Origin of the sequence: Pseudomonas lini (genome assembly GCF_964063345.1) — a bacterium.
GTDB lineage: Bacteria > Pseudomonadota > Gammaproteobacteria > Pseudomonadales > Pseudomonadaceae > Aquipseudomonas > Aquipseudomonas lini_B.
In genome coordinates this window covers 5,506,435-5,520,598 of sequence record NZ_OZ061318.1, presented here as the reverse complement: position 1 = coordinate 5,520,598, position 14,164 = coordinate 5,506,435, and the positions used below count along the sequence as shown (strand labels likewise).

The window sequence follows — 14,164 nt, the reverse complement described above, 5'->3', positions numbered from 1 at the left end:
GCGATAACAAATAAATCTCAACGACTGCTTCGGGTCGTTTTTAGCCCGTCGCGACAGACAGCAATCGGCCAAAAACGGTCCTATCCCAGCGTCATCGATAGGGAATAGAGCTTTCAGTTTCCACTGCGTAATTCCTCTGCAAGCCACTCAATAAGCGCGCGCACCTCAATCCGATCCTCTGCGCCATATTGTCTAAAAACGGATATCGCTTCAGGTAAAGGGACGCTTTCTATACAAGGTCTCACCAGCGTACCGTTATCAATAAGCCTCCCAGCTGTTCGGCGCCACCCCATTGCAATTCCATGCCCCTCGACGGCGGCCTGGAGCATCAAGGGGTAACTATCAAACACGGAGCCCTGAGGATAACCCTCTAATGTCTGCCCAAAGGCGTGCAGCCAGGTATCCCATTCCATCAAGTGCGGTGGCGTGGCGCGATGGTGTAAAAGCGTATGGAGGCGAAGATCGGTAATCCGCAGTGACTGTCGGGCAGTCAGGTAATGAGGACTGCACACAGGAAACACTTCATCAGCAGCGGTGAACGCCAGAGCATGCAAGCCGCTGGGGCGTCCGGTACTTTGTAAGGCAACGTCAAAATGGTCATTGAATTCAGTCAACGGTCGAGTGGATGTCGCGACCTGGATCTCGATTTCCGGGTGTAGCTGGTGAAACATCGAAAGGCGCGGCATCAACCAATAGAACGCTTCGCACAACTGACACAGTAAAACGACGCGGTTTTTACGGGGTGATTCACGAAGGGTGACGGCACTGTCGCTGATACTTTGCAATGCGGTGCTCACCACGCGCCCTAGCTCACGCCCCTCCTGCGTCAGGAAGACTGCGCGGTTGCGGCGGCAAAAAAGCTTCAACCCAAGATTTTCTTCAAGCCCACGGATCTGGCGGCTGATCGCCGCTTGAGTGATGTGCAATTCATCGGCAGCCTTCGAAAAGCTTTCCAGTCGAGCAGCCGCTTCAAAGGGCAGCAAACTGGCAAGCGGCGGCAATGACTTCCCAAGCGTATTCATAATCAGACGTTATGCATCCAAGACCGAGAACTCGTTTGTAGCATACCCCTGGCGCTGTGCAACATGAGCTGAATACCTCGCGGATATGCCTGATGACCATTGCTCACTCAAACATCATCGCCGGAGTGACCCTTGCCGTGGTCGCGACCCTGAGCTGGGCTCTGAATTTCATAGCCCCCTACGTCACTGGCGCCTACAGCATCTATGACTTGATGGTTATCCGGTTTCTGATCGCGGGTGCGCTGGGCGTGGTTGTCATGGTGCTCTGTCGCGCCCAGCTACGGTGCCTGCGTCGCAATCAGCAATTTCTCGCCGCCGGTCTGGGCGTGATCGGATACCTCGGGTACAGCACCTGCATTGCCGCCGGTGTTATTTTTGGCGGCCCCGTACTGACTCCAGCGTTCATTGGCATGGTGCCAGTCTTGTTGGCACTGCTCAGCAACGCCACGAAAAAAACGCTTCCATGGCGCAGACTGATGATACCGCTGACATTTTTGACTGGCGGGCTTGTGCTGACGAACATCAGCAGTATCAATCAACCCGTTGCGGGCCACGGGTCGTGGCTGATGGGGTTGATTTTTTCTGTCTGCGCCGTTGTCTTGTGGCTCGCATTCAGCTTGCTGAACCAGAGCGCACTGGAGAAACTCCCGGCCAATGCGTCAGGTGTCTGGACAGGCCTCATGATGGCCGGTGCCGGAATGGGCACCGTGTGCTTGTTACCGGTTGTGCAGGCGCTCGACCTTCTCAAGCTGCCAATCCTTGGTTTCAGTGTTTCCCTGGCAGGACATCTGTACGTCTGGGGCCTGGTTATTGCGGTGATGTCCTCACTCGCCGGAGCCTGGGCATGGAACGCAGCGTCCCATCGTCTTCCCATGGTGCTTTCTGGACAACTGATATCCCTTGAATCCCTGTTCGCTACATTACTCGGCTTGTTGTTTCAAAGTCGGCTGCCAACACCTTTAGAAGCATCGGGTCTTGCTGCCGTTCTCGCCGGTGTGGTTATGGCTGTTCGTATCATCCTGACTTCGATCGATAACTCACCAGACACGATAGAAAAACTGACTTCGTTTGCTCCTGATAGTCGTTAACCGGTACTGGAAGCGGTCTGAAGAAGATAACCATAATTGGATTTAGCGACCATTTTTGTCGATTGCAGCCCTTTGTGATGGGCAGCTATCGGCCCAATAGCGGACGTTTAGAGTAGTGTCCCCTTTCTCCCCGGAAAAACCCGGGCGCAGAGGAAGTCGACGAATACCCGCACTTTGGGAGAGGAGTGTTTACTGGCAGGCCAGAGCAAATGGAACTCGCCATTGCGCTCTGTGTGCTCTGGCAAAACGGTCCACAGCTGCCCCTCGGCGAGCGCCTGCCTGACTGAGAACTCCGGCAGGTAGGCGATGCCCAGCCCCCGCAAGGCAAAGCACAAACGGGTTTCGATGGTGTTGCAGATCATCGAAATGGGCAAGGCTAACTCGGGCTCCTCAGCGGTACGACGCAAGGCCCAGGTTTCCAGCTTGCCGCTATTGGGGAAACGGTAGTGCAGGCAGCTGTGTTGCAGCAGATCGGTTGGTACTTTTGGCGTACCACGCGCTGTCAGGTAGTCCGGCGAGGCGACCAGCAACGAACGGAATGAACCGAGCTTACGCGCCGATAAACGCGAATCCGTAGGCGCGCCGGTTCTGACCACGACGTCGAAACCTTCCTCGATCACATCGACCAGGCGGTCGCTGAAGTCCAGGTCCAATTCAATGGCCGGGTACTCACGCATAAAGTCGCCGAGCACCGGATGTACCAGCGAACTGACCACGGGCAGGCTGACCCTCAAGCGTCCACGTGGAGCGACGCTGGCTTGCGACAGTTCCAGTTGAGCCGCCTCGATTTCTGCCAGGATCCGACGGCTGCGCTCCAGAAACAGCATGCCTTCGGCAGTCGGCGTGACGCTGCGCGTGCTGCGGTGAAACAGGCGAACACCGAGCTTCTCTTCCAGCCGCGCCACACTCTTGCCGATGGCCGACGCCGACACCCCCAGCATTCGGCCGGCCGCCACGAAACTGCGATTTTCAGCGACCTGCACAAACACCACAAAGCCATTCAAGCTGTCCATGCTGCCCTCCATTGCGGACATTGCGCTCCGCATAAAATGGAACTCTACCCCAGTTTTTCTTTAATCCTGGATTTTCTATCGTGGCGGGGCTCTCCACTCTCAGAAGGAACCTCGCATGACCCTCCCCCAAGTCGCTTTATCCACGGACACGCATACACGTCAGTTGTCCGCGCGCATTGAAGCAACGGTCCAGCAGGCGCTGGAGCAGCAGCGACTGGTTGGCGCGGTAGTATTGGTGGCCCGCGATGGCGAGTTGGTCCATCGCCAGGCGGCCGGCTGGGCCGACCGCGAGAAGCGGTTGCCGATGAGCGTAGAGGCGGTGTTTCGCTTGGCATCGGTCAGCAAACCTATTGTCTCGACGGCGGCCCTGGTGTTGGTAGCGCAAGGCCGTCTCGGTCTGGATGACAGCGTTGAGCGGTGGTTGCCCGAGTTTCGGCCACGGTTGGCTGATGGATGTGCTGCCCGCATCACGGTGCGGCATTTGCTTAGTCACACGGCGGGGCTTGGCTATCGCTTTTTCGAAACCGATGCGCATGGCCCCTATGCACAGGCCGATGTCTCGGACGGTATGGATGCGTCCACCGTCAGCCTCACCGAGAACCTGAGCCGCATCGCCAGCGTGCCGCTGCTGTACGAGCCCGGCACGGCCTGGGGCTATTCGGTGGCAACCGATGTACTAGGGGCGGTGATTCAGCGGGTGCAGGGCGAGCAACTGGCTGATGCGGTGCGCCAGCTCGTGACTGATCCGCTGCGCATGACCGATACCGGCTTTGCCGCGTTGGACCCATCGCGCGTGCCTATCGCCTACGTCAGTGCGACTCCCGAGCCCCACGCGCTGGCCGAAGGCGAAATCGTTTCGCCGTTCGAGGGGGCGATCGGCATCCCGTTCAGCCCCGCCCGCATCTTCAACCCGCAGGCGTTTGCGTCGGGTGGTGCCGGCATGGCCGGAACAGCCGAGGACTTCCTGCGCCTCCTTGAAACATTGCGTCGCGGCGGCGGTGAGCTGCTGTCCACTGCACTCGTCGAGGAGATGGCACGCGATCAAACCGGCGGCCGGGAACTGCCCGCTGCACCGGGGTTCGGCTTTGGTCTGGGGTTCTCGGTACTGCGCGATCCGGCCTTGGCGGTCACCCCCGAGTCGCCAGGCACCTGGCGTTGGGGTGGCGCCTATGGCCATTCGTGGTGTGTGGATCGACAGCAGAAGCTGAGTGTCGTCGCCTTCACCAACACGTTGTACGAGGGCATGTCGGGACGGTTCGTAACCGACCTGCGGGACGCGGTATACGGCATCGCGGAGCTAGGCCAATGAACTCGCAAGTGCAGGATCACATGCCTTATGCACCCTTGTTGGCGCTGGCAATGGCCGCCTTCATCACCATCCTTACCGAGGCACTACCGGCTGGTCTGCTGGCGCAGATGGCACAGGGGCTGGCCGTCTCCGAGGCGTGGGTCGGTCAAACCGTCACCGCCTATGCCATAGGATCGCTAATGGCCGCCATGCCGTTAACGGCGGCCACACAAGGATTTCGTCGCCGTCCCTTGCTACTCGCTGCCATCGCCGGCTTTGCCATTGCCAACACGGTCACGACGTTTTCGACCAGCTTCACGTTGACGATCGCGGCGCGCTTTCTGGCCGGCGTTGCGGCGGGGCTGTTGTGGGCGTTATTGGCCGGCTATGCCGCGCGCCTGGTGCCCGAACACCGCAAAGGCCGCGCCATCGCGATTGCGATGGTGGGCACACCACTGGCGCTCTCGTTGGGCATCCCGGCCGGAACCTTTCTGGGCAACGTCCTGGGATGGCGCATGTGCTTCGGCATCATGAGCCTGCTGGCCGTGCTGCTGATGGCATGGGTGCGCTTCAACGTGCCAGACTTCGCCGCAAAGGCTGAAGAAAAACGTCTGTCGCTGCGCCATGTATTCACACTGCCGGGCATTCGCCCCGTGCTCTTCGTGGTACTGGCGTTCGTCCTTGCGCACAACATTCTCTACACCTACATCGCCCCGTTTCTGCAAGTGGCCGGCCTGGGGGCGCAGACGGATGTAGTACTGCTGGTCTTCGGAATCACATCGCTGCTGGGCATCTGGATTGTTGGGGTGTTAATCGACCAGTACCTGCGCGCGCTGACCCTGGCGAGTACCGCATTGTTTGGGATTTCAGCGATGGTGCTGGGTATAGCAGCCACCGAACCCGTTGCAGTTTTCGTAGCGATTGGCGCGTGGGGATTAGCCTTTGGCGGCGGCGCAACGTTGTTTCAAACGGCATTGGCCCAAACTGCTGGCGATGCGTCAGATGTCGCACAATCCATGCTCGTGACTGCTTGGAACACCGCAATTGCTGGCGGGGGCATTGTGGGAGGTCTGCTACTCGACCGACTCGGCGTAGAAGCATTCCCTCCTGCACTACTGGCGCTGTTGGTGGCCACGCTGATGGTGACGTGGTCGGCCAAGCTGCGCGGGTTTCCCGTGGTGCAGGGGCTGAAATCCGATGCAATTTGAATGTGCTGATTTGGTAGCAGGCAGCGGCGAACCACGGCAAAGCCTTCACCTTTGACCAAGCCTGCGTCCATTCAACGGAAAACGGGCGGCGGCGATCATGAGTTTGATCCTGTCGGCGCGGCTCAACGGGCGCCTCCCGACGCAACGGGCAAGTGATATTGCGCAGCTGCTGCCGCATAGGTGGCAACCGGTTTAGTGACGCAAGACGGGAGGCCCGGACGCATACCCTAGTTTGACGAATTGCGTCGAGTGCCTCCTTGGGCTCTGTACTAAATATTATCGGACGAAGAGCGATTACTGGATTCTTGGGCCAAATCCACCATAAGGTTTCAACGGTACAACAGAAGTAACTTCCAGCATCCCGGAATTTACCAGTGGAAGCGTTGCCAGCTTTTCCCGAACGGCAGTCTCGTTTTCGGCTTCAACCAGTAGGCAGGCGCCACCCATGTCACCACGGTGCCAGATGTTGCGGATAAATCCCTCCAGATAGAGAGCCCTGGCACGCTGAGTTTCGGCTTCGAGATGAGGCGCAAAATCCGCATCGGAAAAACGCTCCGAGACTCGACGCGAAAGCGTGATGAACTGCATATATATATCCCCTTCAAGGCGTTCGTCGTTTAAACAGTTCACGGATAATTGCAAAAAATACTATTCTGGTCCAAGACGCGTTCTACATGACTTGAGACCCGATTCACATGACCTTAGATCTTCGATTGCTTGTTGCGTTTATCGCTGTCGCTGAAACTGAAAATGTCGGTCAAGCCGCCAGCCGTCTACATATCTCGCAGTCGCCTTTGAGTCGGCAAATCATTCAGCTTGAAGCGCAGCTTGGTCTGAGGTTATTCGAACGCGCACGTCAGCGCATGCGCCTGACTGACGAAGGACGTCTTTTCCTTCAGGAGGCGCGCAGCCTGGTCGCCCATGCATCTGAAGTCGAAGCAGCGGCGCGCAGTATCGCTCTTGGTGAGACAGGCCATATTGCCGTGGGTTATGTCGAAGCGGCCATGCACTCCAATGTATTACCGCGTGCCCTTGCGGGTCTGCAATCAGGCCATCAGGCTGCTACCTTCGAACTCCGTCCCATGGGCTCCTCAGAACAATCCGAGGCCCTGCTCGGTAGAGCGCTCGATTTCGGGCTGGTTTATTCAGTTCCTGAGAGCGCAGACATAGAGTCCATGGAGGTTTCAAGCGAAGCGCTACTGCTTGTTCTGGGAAAAAGACATGTTATGGCCACGCAAGCGAGCATTGCTCCTCAAGACTTGAACGGGGAGCGTTGGGTTGCCTTGGCCCGGTCAAAAAATCCTGCGGCCCGCCAGCGTTTTCTTGAGAAATGCTCCGCTTGCGGTTTCTTGCCTGACATCAAGGTAGAGGCGGATGACCTGCTGGCAGCCTTGCGGCTGGTGGCCTCAGGTTTGGGCATTACCTTTGTCCAGGCGAGTCTTCGGAATTTTCTTGCAGATAGCGTCATATTTCGCGAGCTGCCCTGGTTTCCTTCACGGGTCAGGGTCTATGCCATCTGGCGCAAGGACGACCCCAAGCCGCTTGTCGCGACGCTCCGGCAAGCGCTCTTGGCGGCCTAGCATTAATTCTGCAAGGACTAGATTCAACTCCATCTCCACATGAGGACATGCGTGCCTGCGTGTTGGAGCCAAACGCACGCATTGGCCGTTTTGCCGTAAGCGCCCGCCGAAGGCATCTTGGCTAAGCTATTACAGAGTTACTGCGGTCGCGGTAGGGATGGCAGTTACCTGCCACCCCTGCCGCGACCTAATCTAATCCGGCCAGCCGAACATTTCCTTGGCTTCTCACTAGCGACGATAGTAGCGGCGATTGTCCTCGTAGCGGTGCCGCATGACCCGATCCTGGTGGCGCTCCCAGTCACGATGGCGCTCCGCTTCTCGGCGGGCTTGCTCTCTACCCCAGTTATCTCTACGCCAGTCGTCTCGGCGCCAATCATCTCTACGATCGTGCCGACGGTGGTCATGCCAGTATCGGTCGTCATGGGCAAGCAACGTCCCTGACTCCTTGCCGGCCATACTGGCCAAGGTCGGCCAAGGGTTGCCAGCCGCCTCGACAGGAGCCTGAACGGCAGTGACTTCAGTTGCGAAAACAGGGGTTGAGGTCTTCATCTGTGTTGCTGATGCCGAGCCCATTGCCGCGAACGCGAACAGGCCGAAGAGCACCATCCGTGGGTCATGAAATTTCATGAGCGAAGACAACCTCTGATTGACAATTGGACGGGTAGCCATCTGGTTGCGGGAAGCCTGCGGGTTGGCGCTTGCCGAGCGGATGTGCCTATCCACATAGACAGATAAATAGGGAAAAGTTCTAAGGAGCCGCTGTTTAAATAGCCAACCAAAAAGCAGACATTCGGCCCTCTCACTAAAGACCGCGATTCGAATGTGGGCTTTAATGTCCGTGCTTATAGGCAGCCACATTAGCTTCGATTCCGTACGAAGGTGGATGCGCCTAACGGCGGGTCCAGGTTGCTATGCACTTATCCAATCAAGGAAGAAATGACATTGAAAATAGCTTTCGGCGCCTTATTGTTGACCTGGCTGACGACTCTCGCACTCGCTGACGAGAACCCTGTCGGCTTCCAATCTTCCACACTGGCGGACTCGCAGAATGACCGCTCACTGGAGTTGGTCGTTTGGTACCCCAGTGCAACGACCGCAGCCACGCAATTGATCGGCGATGATGCGGTGTTTGTCGGTGCTTCTGCCGTTCGTGACGCGCCGCCCGCTGCTGGCAAGCACCCATTGTTGGTGCTCTCCCACGGGTACAGAGGCAACTGGAGCAACCAGATCTGGCTTGCCAGTGCTCTGGCCCATCGGGGTTACATCGTCGCCGCAATCAATCACCCTGGCACCACGACCCACGACCGTAGCCCTCAAGCAGCGGCGCAGTTGTGGCAGCGGCCCGTTGATCTGCGCCGAGCCATTGATACGGTCACGACTCAACCTGAAAAATTCGGCTTGGTCGCCAATGACCGAATTGCAGTAGTGGGCCATTCACTCGGCGGCTGGACCGCCCTGGAGATCGCCGGTGCTCGTTTCGATCCAGACCGCTTCGCCCGAGACTGCAAAGCCCACCCGCAGTTAGCAAGTTGCACTGTCTATGGAAAGATAAACCCCGCAAGCACCTCAGAATCAAAGGCCGCATTGGCCGCCGATTTGCGCGATAAACGCGTCACTGCAGTGGTTACATTGGACTTGGGCCTTTCACGAGGCCTGACCGATGAAAGCCTGGCAGCGCTGCCGGTACCCGCGCTGGTGATCGCTGCCGGCGTACCGTCGCGCGAGCTTCCCGCTGAGTTGGAGTCTGCCAACCTGGCCAAACGCCTGCCTGCGGCGTCAAGCCGTTACGTCGAAATCAGCGACGCCAGCCATTTCAGCTTCTTGTCGGTGTGCAAACCTGGCGCGGAGCTAATGCTTGAAGAAGACGTACCAGGCGATGGCATCATTTGCCGGGATGGCGACAGCGCTCGCCTGCGTGGGGTGATTCAACAGCAGATTGCATCGCTGATAGCGGAGTTTCTTCAGTCCAGAAGCGGACTGTAGACAGATAGCCGCATCTATCCAAACGCTGGTCAATCCAGTAACCGCACAACGCTTTCAAGGAGCACTCATGTTGGTCATTGGAATCGATCGAGATCCCGCCTAAAAAAGCGATGAGAAGTTTGTCGTGGTTATCAAGGCGAGTCGTGTTGTCTGATGGTCGAGAAGCCTCCAGTTGGCTTCGCTAGTATCTGAGACGGGTTGAGATACAGAGCGATACAATCGCCGCCGTTATTGCGTGCGTCTGGCTACTGCCTTACGCCCGGACAGACTTACGAAGCCCTACGGACAGGCGCCGGGGCATCGCCACTCTGCGCAATCGACGCGCACACTTCGGAGCAAAAGGAATGGGACACATCGATCACGTATTGATCGTGGATGACGATCGCGAGATCAGGGAGCTGGTCGGCAACTACCTGCAGAAGAACGGCCTGCGCACCACAGTCGCCGCGGACGGGCGCCAGATGCGGGCCTTTCTCGAAACCAATCAAGTCGACTTGATCGTGCTCGACATCATGATGCCGGGCGACGATGGCCTGCAGCTGTGCCGGGAACTCCGGGTCGGCAAACACAAGGCCACGCCCGTGCTGATGCTCACTGCACGCACCGATGAGACCGACCGCATCATTGGTCTGGAAATGGGGGCCGACGACTACCTGACTAAACCATTCGCCGCCCGCGAACTGCTCGCGCGCATCAACGCAGTGCTTCGGCGCACCCGCATGCTGCCGCCCAATCTGCTCGTCACCGAGAGCGGTCGCCTGCTCAGGTTCGGCCGTTGGCGTCTGGATACCACGGCTCGTCATCTGCTCGATGACGACGACACCCTGGTCGCCCTGAGTGGCGCGGAATACCGGCTGCTTCGCGTGTTCCTCGATCACCCGCAGCGTGTGCTCAGCCGCGACCATTTGCTCAATCTGACCCAGGGCCGAGAAGCGGATTTGTTCGATCGCTCCATCGACCTGCTGGTCAGCCGCCTTCGCCAGCGCTTGCTGGATGATGCCCGTGAGCAAGCCTATATAAAAACGGTGCGCAGTGAAGGTTATGTCTTCACCTTCGCGGTAGAAATGCTTGAGGAGCAGGTATGAAGTTCGCGTTGCATTGGCCGCATACGCTGGCATCGCGGTTGTGGCTGATTTTTCTGGCCGGTCTGCTACTCGCTCAGGCACTGACGTTCGGAGCGCAGTATTACGAGCGTTACCAGAGTACGAAGACGGCCATGCTGGGTAATTTCGAGCATGACACGGCGACCTCCATCGCCATCCTCGACCGCTTGCCCGCCCCTGAGCGCCTGGAGTGGACCAAACGCCTGCAGCGTCGCAACTACGATTATCTGCTGCGCGAACATGACTCCGGCATTCCGCTCGCCTCCAACGATCTCGCCGCGATAGCCGCGCAATCGCTCGAAGCCAATCTGGGTCGCGACTACGATCTGACCTTCGTCCAGATCCCTGGCCCACGCGAACATTTCCAGGCCCAGCTGCACCTGGCCGATGGCAGCCCGGTCACCATCGATGTACGCCCCTCGGTCAGGCCGCTGTCGCCCTGGCTTCCCTTTGTGCTGTTCGGTCAGCTCATGCTGATGATCGCCTGCACCTGGCTCGCCGTTCGGATTGCGACCCGCCCGCTCAGCCGCCTGGCCGAAGCGGTCGAGAATCTCGACCCCAATGCACACCCCGTGCATCTGGATGAAAACGGCCCCCGTGAAGTGGCCTATGCGGCCCGGGCCTTCAATACCATGCAAGCACGGATCGCCGGATACTTGAAGGAGCGCATGCAACTGCTGGCGGCGATTTCCCATGACTTGCAGACGCCCATCACCCGCATGAAGCTGCGTGCTGAGTTCATGGTCGACTCCGTGGAGAAAGACAAGCTGGGCAGCGACCTCTACGAAATCGAGCACCTGGTCCGCGAAGGCGTCGCCTATGCCCGCAGCGTTCATGGCGCAGCTGAAGCCAGTTGCCGCATCAACCTGGACTCCTTTCTCGATAGCCTGGTGTTCGACTATCAGGACACCGGCCATGAAGTCAGCCTGCGCGGCAAGAACGGCGCGGTCATCGAGACACGCCCTCATGCCCTGCGGCGCATCATGGTGAATCTGGTTGATAACGCACTCAAATACGCTGGCAACGCTGAAGTGGAAATCGCCGGCAATGCCAGCGCGGGCGTTTCGATCAGCGTGCTCGACCGCGGCCCGGGCATCTCAGAGGACGTTTTGGCTGAAGTGACGAAGCCGTTCTATCGCGTGGAAAGCTCACGTAACCGCAACACCGGGGGCACCGGCCTAGGCTTGGCCATCGCTCTGCAACTGGCCGTGGCCATCGGCGGATCGCTGAGCCTGCGCAACCGCGAAGGCGGGGGTCTGTGCGTCACTCTCAACCTCGGGTCCAATCCGTAGGTGCTTCTCGACCGTGCAGTCCCTACCGATGGGCCTGCACGAGCGGGGTTTTGTAAGCGACTGTATCCAGCGCCTTTCCATACTCACAAATATTAGAAACGGCCGGTTCTGAACACAGCCGGTATACATTCCCCTGCAAGAATTCTCCTTGTCGACTCGCCATCGGATACCCGGATGGCAGAGATCTAACTACAGTCAACCGAGGAACTTTATATGAGCAAAATCACCAACACACTTCTAGCAATCAGCGCGGCATTTGCAAGTTTGGCGGCAGACTTCAGCCTCGCAGAGACACCAAAAACCCGTGGCAACAGCTACATAACGACCCAGGATGGCGTACAGCTTTACTACAAGGACTGGGGTCCGAAAGATGGACAAGTCGTGACGTTCAGCCATGGTTGGCCGCTGAATTCGGATAGCTGGGAATCACAGATGATGTTCCTGGCGGACAAGGGTTACCGCGTCATCGCTCACGACCGGCGCGGCCATGGTCGCTCCAGCCAGCCGTGGGAGGGCAATGATATGGATCATTACGCTGACGATTTGGCCACTGTGATCGAAACGCTCGACCTGAAAGACGTAACCCTGGTCGGTTTTTCAACTGGTGGCGGTGAGGTGGCCCGCTACATTGGCCGGCACGGTACCGGGCGGGTGAAAAAAGCAGCGCTCATCAGTGCCGTCCCGCCGATGATGCTCAAAACCAATGACTACCCAGGCGGCCTGCCGATTGAAGTCTTCGACGGCCTTCGCAAAGCGTCGCTGGAAAACCGCTCGCAGCTGTATCGCGACATCGCCTCCGGCCCGTTCTTTGGCTTCAACCGCAAAGGGGCAACACCCTCGCAGGGGCTGATAGATTCGTTCTGGGCCCAGGGCATGCAAGCGGGCCACAAAAACACCTATGACTCGATCGCCGCGTTCTCAGCCACTGATTTCCGCCCGGATCTGGCCAAATTTGACGTGCCCACGCTGATCGTGCACGGCGATGACGATCAGATCGTACCGATCACTGCCTCGGCGCATGCCGCAGCCAAGCTGATAAAAAATTCGCAGTTGATTGTCTATCCTGGCGCACCCCACGGCTTGGCAGATACGCACAAGGAGCGGCTCAATCAAGATCTGCTGACGTTCCTCCAGCAAAAGTGACTATCGAGCCCCGCGCAAGTGGGGCTTCTTATTGGTGCGCCAGGCATGGGGCGTTGCGCGCAAGCGCAACCATTGAGGTGCCCTTGCAAAAAACCGATCCTCACAAAAAAGCCCACTGACCGTCGCCGGTTCAGTGGGCTTTTTACTGCGTGACGCGTTGAAACAACGCCCTCACCTACTCCTGCGGATCAACCTGATCCAACACCCGATTCACCGACAATTGAGCTGCACGACCTTGCTACCGGCAGACAATACTTCATCGCGAGTGGTAAATCCTTGCGCGACTTCGTTTTCCCGTAGCGGCACTTGTTTCGCCAGCTGGCGTGAAGTGAGTTTGTGGGCTATTTGTTGATGGCCCGGCATAAGGCCGGATCCAGGAGAATCGATATGGCTCATTGGGATTCATACGGCTACCCGGAGAACGATCCAAAAGTTTGGATCACGTTTGGCCCGCAAAAGGACGGTCCACCTTCGGTGGCGTTTATCGGACCTATTCGCCATCCAGAGGGTGATAGCACCAAAGCGGTCGAGAACTACCAAGAGGTGGTAGGGCGCTGGACTGATGAGCTTGTAGCCCATGAAGAACTGGACAAAATGGCTCAAGCGATCATTGAGCAGAAACACCTTTAGCCAGCCGGTTGCCCGGCCTGTGTGGTTTACCCGGTCTCGCTGACGGTGTGATCGGATTCGGTTGCACAGCCTTAGTCGTGATGGTGCGCAATGCTGCAATGGCCTTTGTTGTCAAAGGCTGTCCCCCAGCGTATTCAGGAGATCTCCAACTCGCCTTCGAGAAAAATCTTGCGGCGTTTCTTATGACTGAACTTGTTGTGCTTGCTCGCCGTGTAAATCCGCGCGAACGCAGCGCTATCGATTTCCACGCACTCACGCAGAAAGTCAGCGACCAAACCGTCGTACAACGCTTCGTCGATGAAATGGCTCATTTCTTTGTGATAGAGAAAACCCAACTGAAAACCCAAGGTTTCAGAGGTGAAACCCGATGGGCGGGTGAAAACATTCTCCATATCGATGACCCGCAGAGTACTCCACTGCTTTTCAGGCACCATGATGTTCGCCACCCATAGGTCAAGGTGAATCAGACCACGCTTGCGCATGTCGACAATGAGGTTCATGCACCCTTTAACGAACTCAACCACCCGCTCAGGGTGCTTCTGCAGCCATTGCAAACCATTCGAGTGTCCCTCGAGGAATTCTGTCAACAGCACGAACTCCTGGATAATACCGAACCTCGGCTTGACCACCCCGAAGCCCACAATGCGGGCAGTCTCAACACCGCGTTCTGCGGCTATGATCGTGTTCAACAGCTCCTCGATAGGCCAGTCGAACCTGCCTGAGCGCTTTGGGCGTCCCAGCGCTATGCGGAATTTCTTTGGCAGCGTCTTGACACGTTGAACCTTCATGAAGAGCTTGCATTCGCCATGACCCA

At 57.8% G+C, this 14,164-nt stretch carries 14 protein-coding genes; 9 read left to right on the top strand and 5 right to left on the bottom strand.

From position 1 onward, the window contains the following. Positions 1-113: 113 nt before the first annotated feature. Positions 114-1,022 carry a LysR substrate-binding domain-containing protein gene (locus AB3226_RS25140; protein WP_367375057.1) on the bottom strand — a complete coding sequence of 303 codons (909 nt, stop codon included), beginning with the start codon at positions 1,020-1,022 and terminating at the stop codon, positions 114-116. A 92-nt stretch (positions 1,023-1,114) separates the two neighbouring features. Here AB3226_RS25140 and AB3226_RS25135 point away from each other — a divergent pair, with 92 nt between their 5' ends. After that, positions 1,115-2,110 carry a DMT family transporter gene (locus tag AB3226_RS25135; protein ID WP_367375056.1) on the top strand — a complete coding sequence of 332 codons (996 nt, stop codon included), beginning with the start codon at positions 1,115-1,117 and terminating at the stop codon, positions 2,108-2,110. Between the two features lie 107 nt (positions 2,111-2,217). Here the strand turns inward: AB3226_RS25135 and AB3226_RS25130 are convergent, their stop codons facing one another. After that, positions 2,218-3,123 carry a LysR family transcriptional regulator gene (locus AB3226_RS25130; protein WP_367375055.1) on the bottom strand — a complete coding sequence of 302 codons (906 nt, stop codon included), beginning with the start codon at positions 3,121-3,123 and terminating at the stop codon, positions 2,218-2,220. Positions 3,124-3,238: 115 nt separating this feature from the next. On the opposite strand from AB3226_RS25130, the gene AB3226_RS25125 reads away from it, so the two are divergent. Continuing rightward, positions 3,239-4,432, top strand: a complete 1,194-nt coding sequence (locus tag AB3226_RS25125; protein ID WP_367375054.1) for a serine hydrolase domain-containing protein — start codon at positions 3,239-3,241, stop codon at positions 4,430-4,432. Then, entirely contained in the window at positions 4,429-5,619 is a 1,191-nt protein-coding gene (locus tag AB3226_RS25120; RefSeq protein WP_367375053.1) for an MFS transporter, read from the top strand. The genes AB3226_RS25125 and AB3226_RS25120 overlap by 4 nt, the downstream gene beginning before the upstream one ends. A 294-nt stretch (positions 5,620-5,913) precedes the next feature. Here the strand turns inward: AB3226_RS25120 and AB3226_RS25115 are convergent, their stop codons facing one another. Next, the gene (locus tag AB3226_RS25115; protein WP_367375052.1) at positions 5,914-6,207 is read right to left on the bottom strand and encodes a muconolactone Delta-isomerase family protein; all 294 of its coding nucleotides are present in this window, start codon (positions 6,205-6,207) and stop codon (positions 5,914-5,916) included. A 107-nt stretch (positions 6,208-6,314) separates the two neighbouring features. On the opposite strand from AB3226_RS25115, the gene AB3226_RS25110 reads away from it, so the two are divergent. Then, positions 6,315-7,199, top strand: a complete 885-nt coding sequence (locus tag AB3226_RS25110) for a LysR family transcriptional regulator (RefSeq protein ID WP_367375051.1) — start codon at positions 6,315-6,317, stop codon at positions 7,197-7,199. Between the two features lie 228 nt (positions 7,200-7,427). On the opposite strand, the gene AB3226_RS25105 is transcribed toward AB3226_RS25110, so the two are convergent. Next, complete coding sequence (locus AB3226_RS25105) at positions 7,428-7,826, bottom strand: hypothetical protein (protein ID WP_367375849.1); 399 nt, start codon at positions 7,824-7,826, stop codon at positions 7,428-7,430. Between the two features lie 315 nt (positions 7,827-8,141). Here AB3226_RS25105 and AB3226_RS25100 point away from each other — a divergent pair, with 315 nt between their 5' ends. The 5 genes from AB3226_RS25100 to AB3226_RS25080 all read left to right on the top strand — a co-directional run bounded on the left by AB3226_RS25100 (position 8,142) and on the right by AB3226_RS25080 (position 13,350). Beyond that, positions 8,142-9,182: an alpha/beta hydrolase family protein gene (locus AB3226_RS25100; RefSeq protein WP_367375848.1), complete on the top strand. Its 1,041-nt coding sequence runs from the start codon at positions 8,142-8,144 to the stop codon at positions 9,180-9,182. Between the two features lie 344 nt (positions 9,183-9,526). Further along, positions 9,527-10,267, top strand: a complete 741-nt coding sequence (locus AB3226_RS25095) for a response regulator (RefSeq protein ID WP_367375050.1) — start codon at positions 9,527-9,529, stop codon at positions 10,265-10,267. Beyond that, positions 10,264-11,577 (top strand): ATP-binding protein, encoded by a 1,314-nt coding sequence (locus AB3226_RS25090; RefSeq protein ID WP_367375049.1) that lies wholly within the window; start codon positions 10,264-10,266, stop codon positions 11,575-11,577. Before AB3226_RS25095 ends, AB3226_RS25090 begins: the two co-directional genes overlap by 4 nt. Before the next feature lie 213 nt (positions 11,578-11,790). Further along, the gene (locus tag AB3226_RS25085; protein ID WP_367375048.1) at positions 11,791-12,720 is read left to right on the top strand and encodes an alpha/beta fold hydrolase; all 930 of its coding nucleotides are present in this window, start codon (positions 11,791-11,793) and stop codon (positions 12,718-12,720) included. 387 nt (positions 12,721-13,107) lie between these two features. Then, complete coding sequence (locus AB3226_RS25080) at positions 13,108-13,350, top strand: hypothetical protein (protein ID WP_367375047.1); 243 nt, start codon at positions 13,108-13,110, stop codon at positions 13,348-13,350. 134 nt (positions 13,351-13,484) lie between these two features. On the opposite strand, the gene AB3226_RS25075 is transcribed toward AB3226_RS25080, so the two are convergent. Continuing rightward, on the bottom strand, positions 13,485-14,138 hold the full coding sequence (locus tag AB3226_RS25075) for a lipopolysaccharide kinase InaA family protein (protein ID WP_367375046.1): 654 nt from the start codon (positions 14,136-14,138) through the stop codon (positions 13,485-13,487). Positions 14,139-14,164: the final 26 nt, after the last annotated feature.

What these genes read in the sequence shown, in the direction of transcription:
- AB3226_RS25075 (WP_367375046.1), bottom strand. Translation starts at nt 14,138, where the DNA reads ATGAAGGTTCAACGTGTCAAGACGCTGCCAAAGAAATTCCGCATAGCG.
- AB3226_RS25085 (WP_367375048.1), top strand. Translation starts at nt 11,791, where the DNA reads ATGAGCAAAATCACCAACACACTTCTAGCAATCAGCGCGGCATTTGCA.
- AB3226_RS25125 (WP_367375054.1), top strand. Translation starts at nt 3,239, where the DNA reads ATGACCCTCCCCCAAGTCGCTTTATCCACGGACACGCATACACGTCAG.
- AB3226_RS25095 (WP_367375050.1), top strand. Translation starts at nt 9,527, where the DNA reads ATGGGACACATCGATCACGTATTGATCGTGGATGACGATCGCGAGATC.
- AB3226_RS25080 (WP_367375047.1), top strand. Translation starts at nt 13,108, where the DNA reads ATGGCTCATTGGGATTCATACGGCTACCCGGAGAACGATCCAAAAGTT.
- AB3226_RS25115 (WP_367375052.1), bottom strand. Translation starts at nt 6,207, where the DNA reads ATGCAGTTCATCACGCTTTCGCGTCGAGTCTCGGAGCGTTTTTCCGAT.
- AB3226_RS25090 (WP_367375049.1), top strand. Translation starts at nt 10,264, where the DNA reads ATGAAGTTCGCGTTGCATTGGCCGCATACGCTGGCATCGCGGTTGTGG.
- AB3226_RS25110 (WP_367375051.1), top strand. Translation starts at nt 6,315, where the DNA reads ATGACCTTAGATCTTCGATTGCTTGTTGCGTTTATCGCTGTCGCTGAA.
- AB3226_RS25130 (WP_367375055.1), bottom strand. Translation starts at nt 3,123, where the DNA reads ATGGACAGCTTGAATGGCTTTGTGGTGTTTGTGCAGGTCGCTGAAAAT.
- AB3226_RS25120 (WP_367375053.1), top strand. Translation starts at nt 4,429, where the DNA reads ATGAACTCGCAAGTGCAGGATCACATGCCTTATGCACCCTTGTTGGCG.
- AB3226_RS25140 (WP_367375057.1), bottom strand. Translation starts at nt 1,022, where the DNA reads ATGAATACGCTTGGGAAGTCATTGCCGCCGCTTGCCAGTTTGCTGCCC.
- AB3226_RS25135 (WP_367375056.1), top strand. Translation starts at nt 1,115, where the DNA reads ATGACCATTGCTCACTCAAACATCATCGCCGGAGTGACCCTTGCCGTG.
- AB3226_RS25105 (WP_367375849.1), bottom strand. Translation starts at nt 7,826, where the DNA reads ATGAAATTTCATGACCCACGGATGGTGCTCTTCGGCCTGTTCGCGTTC.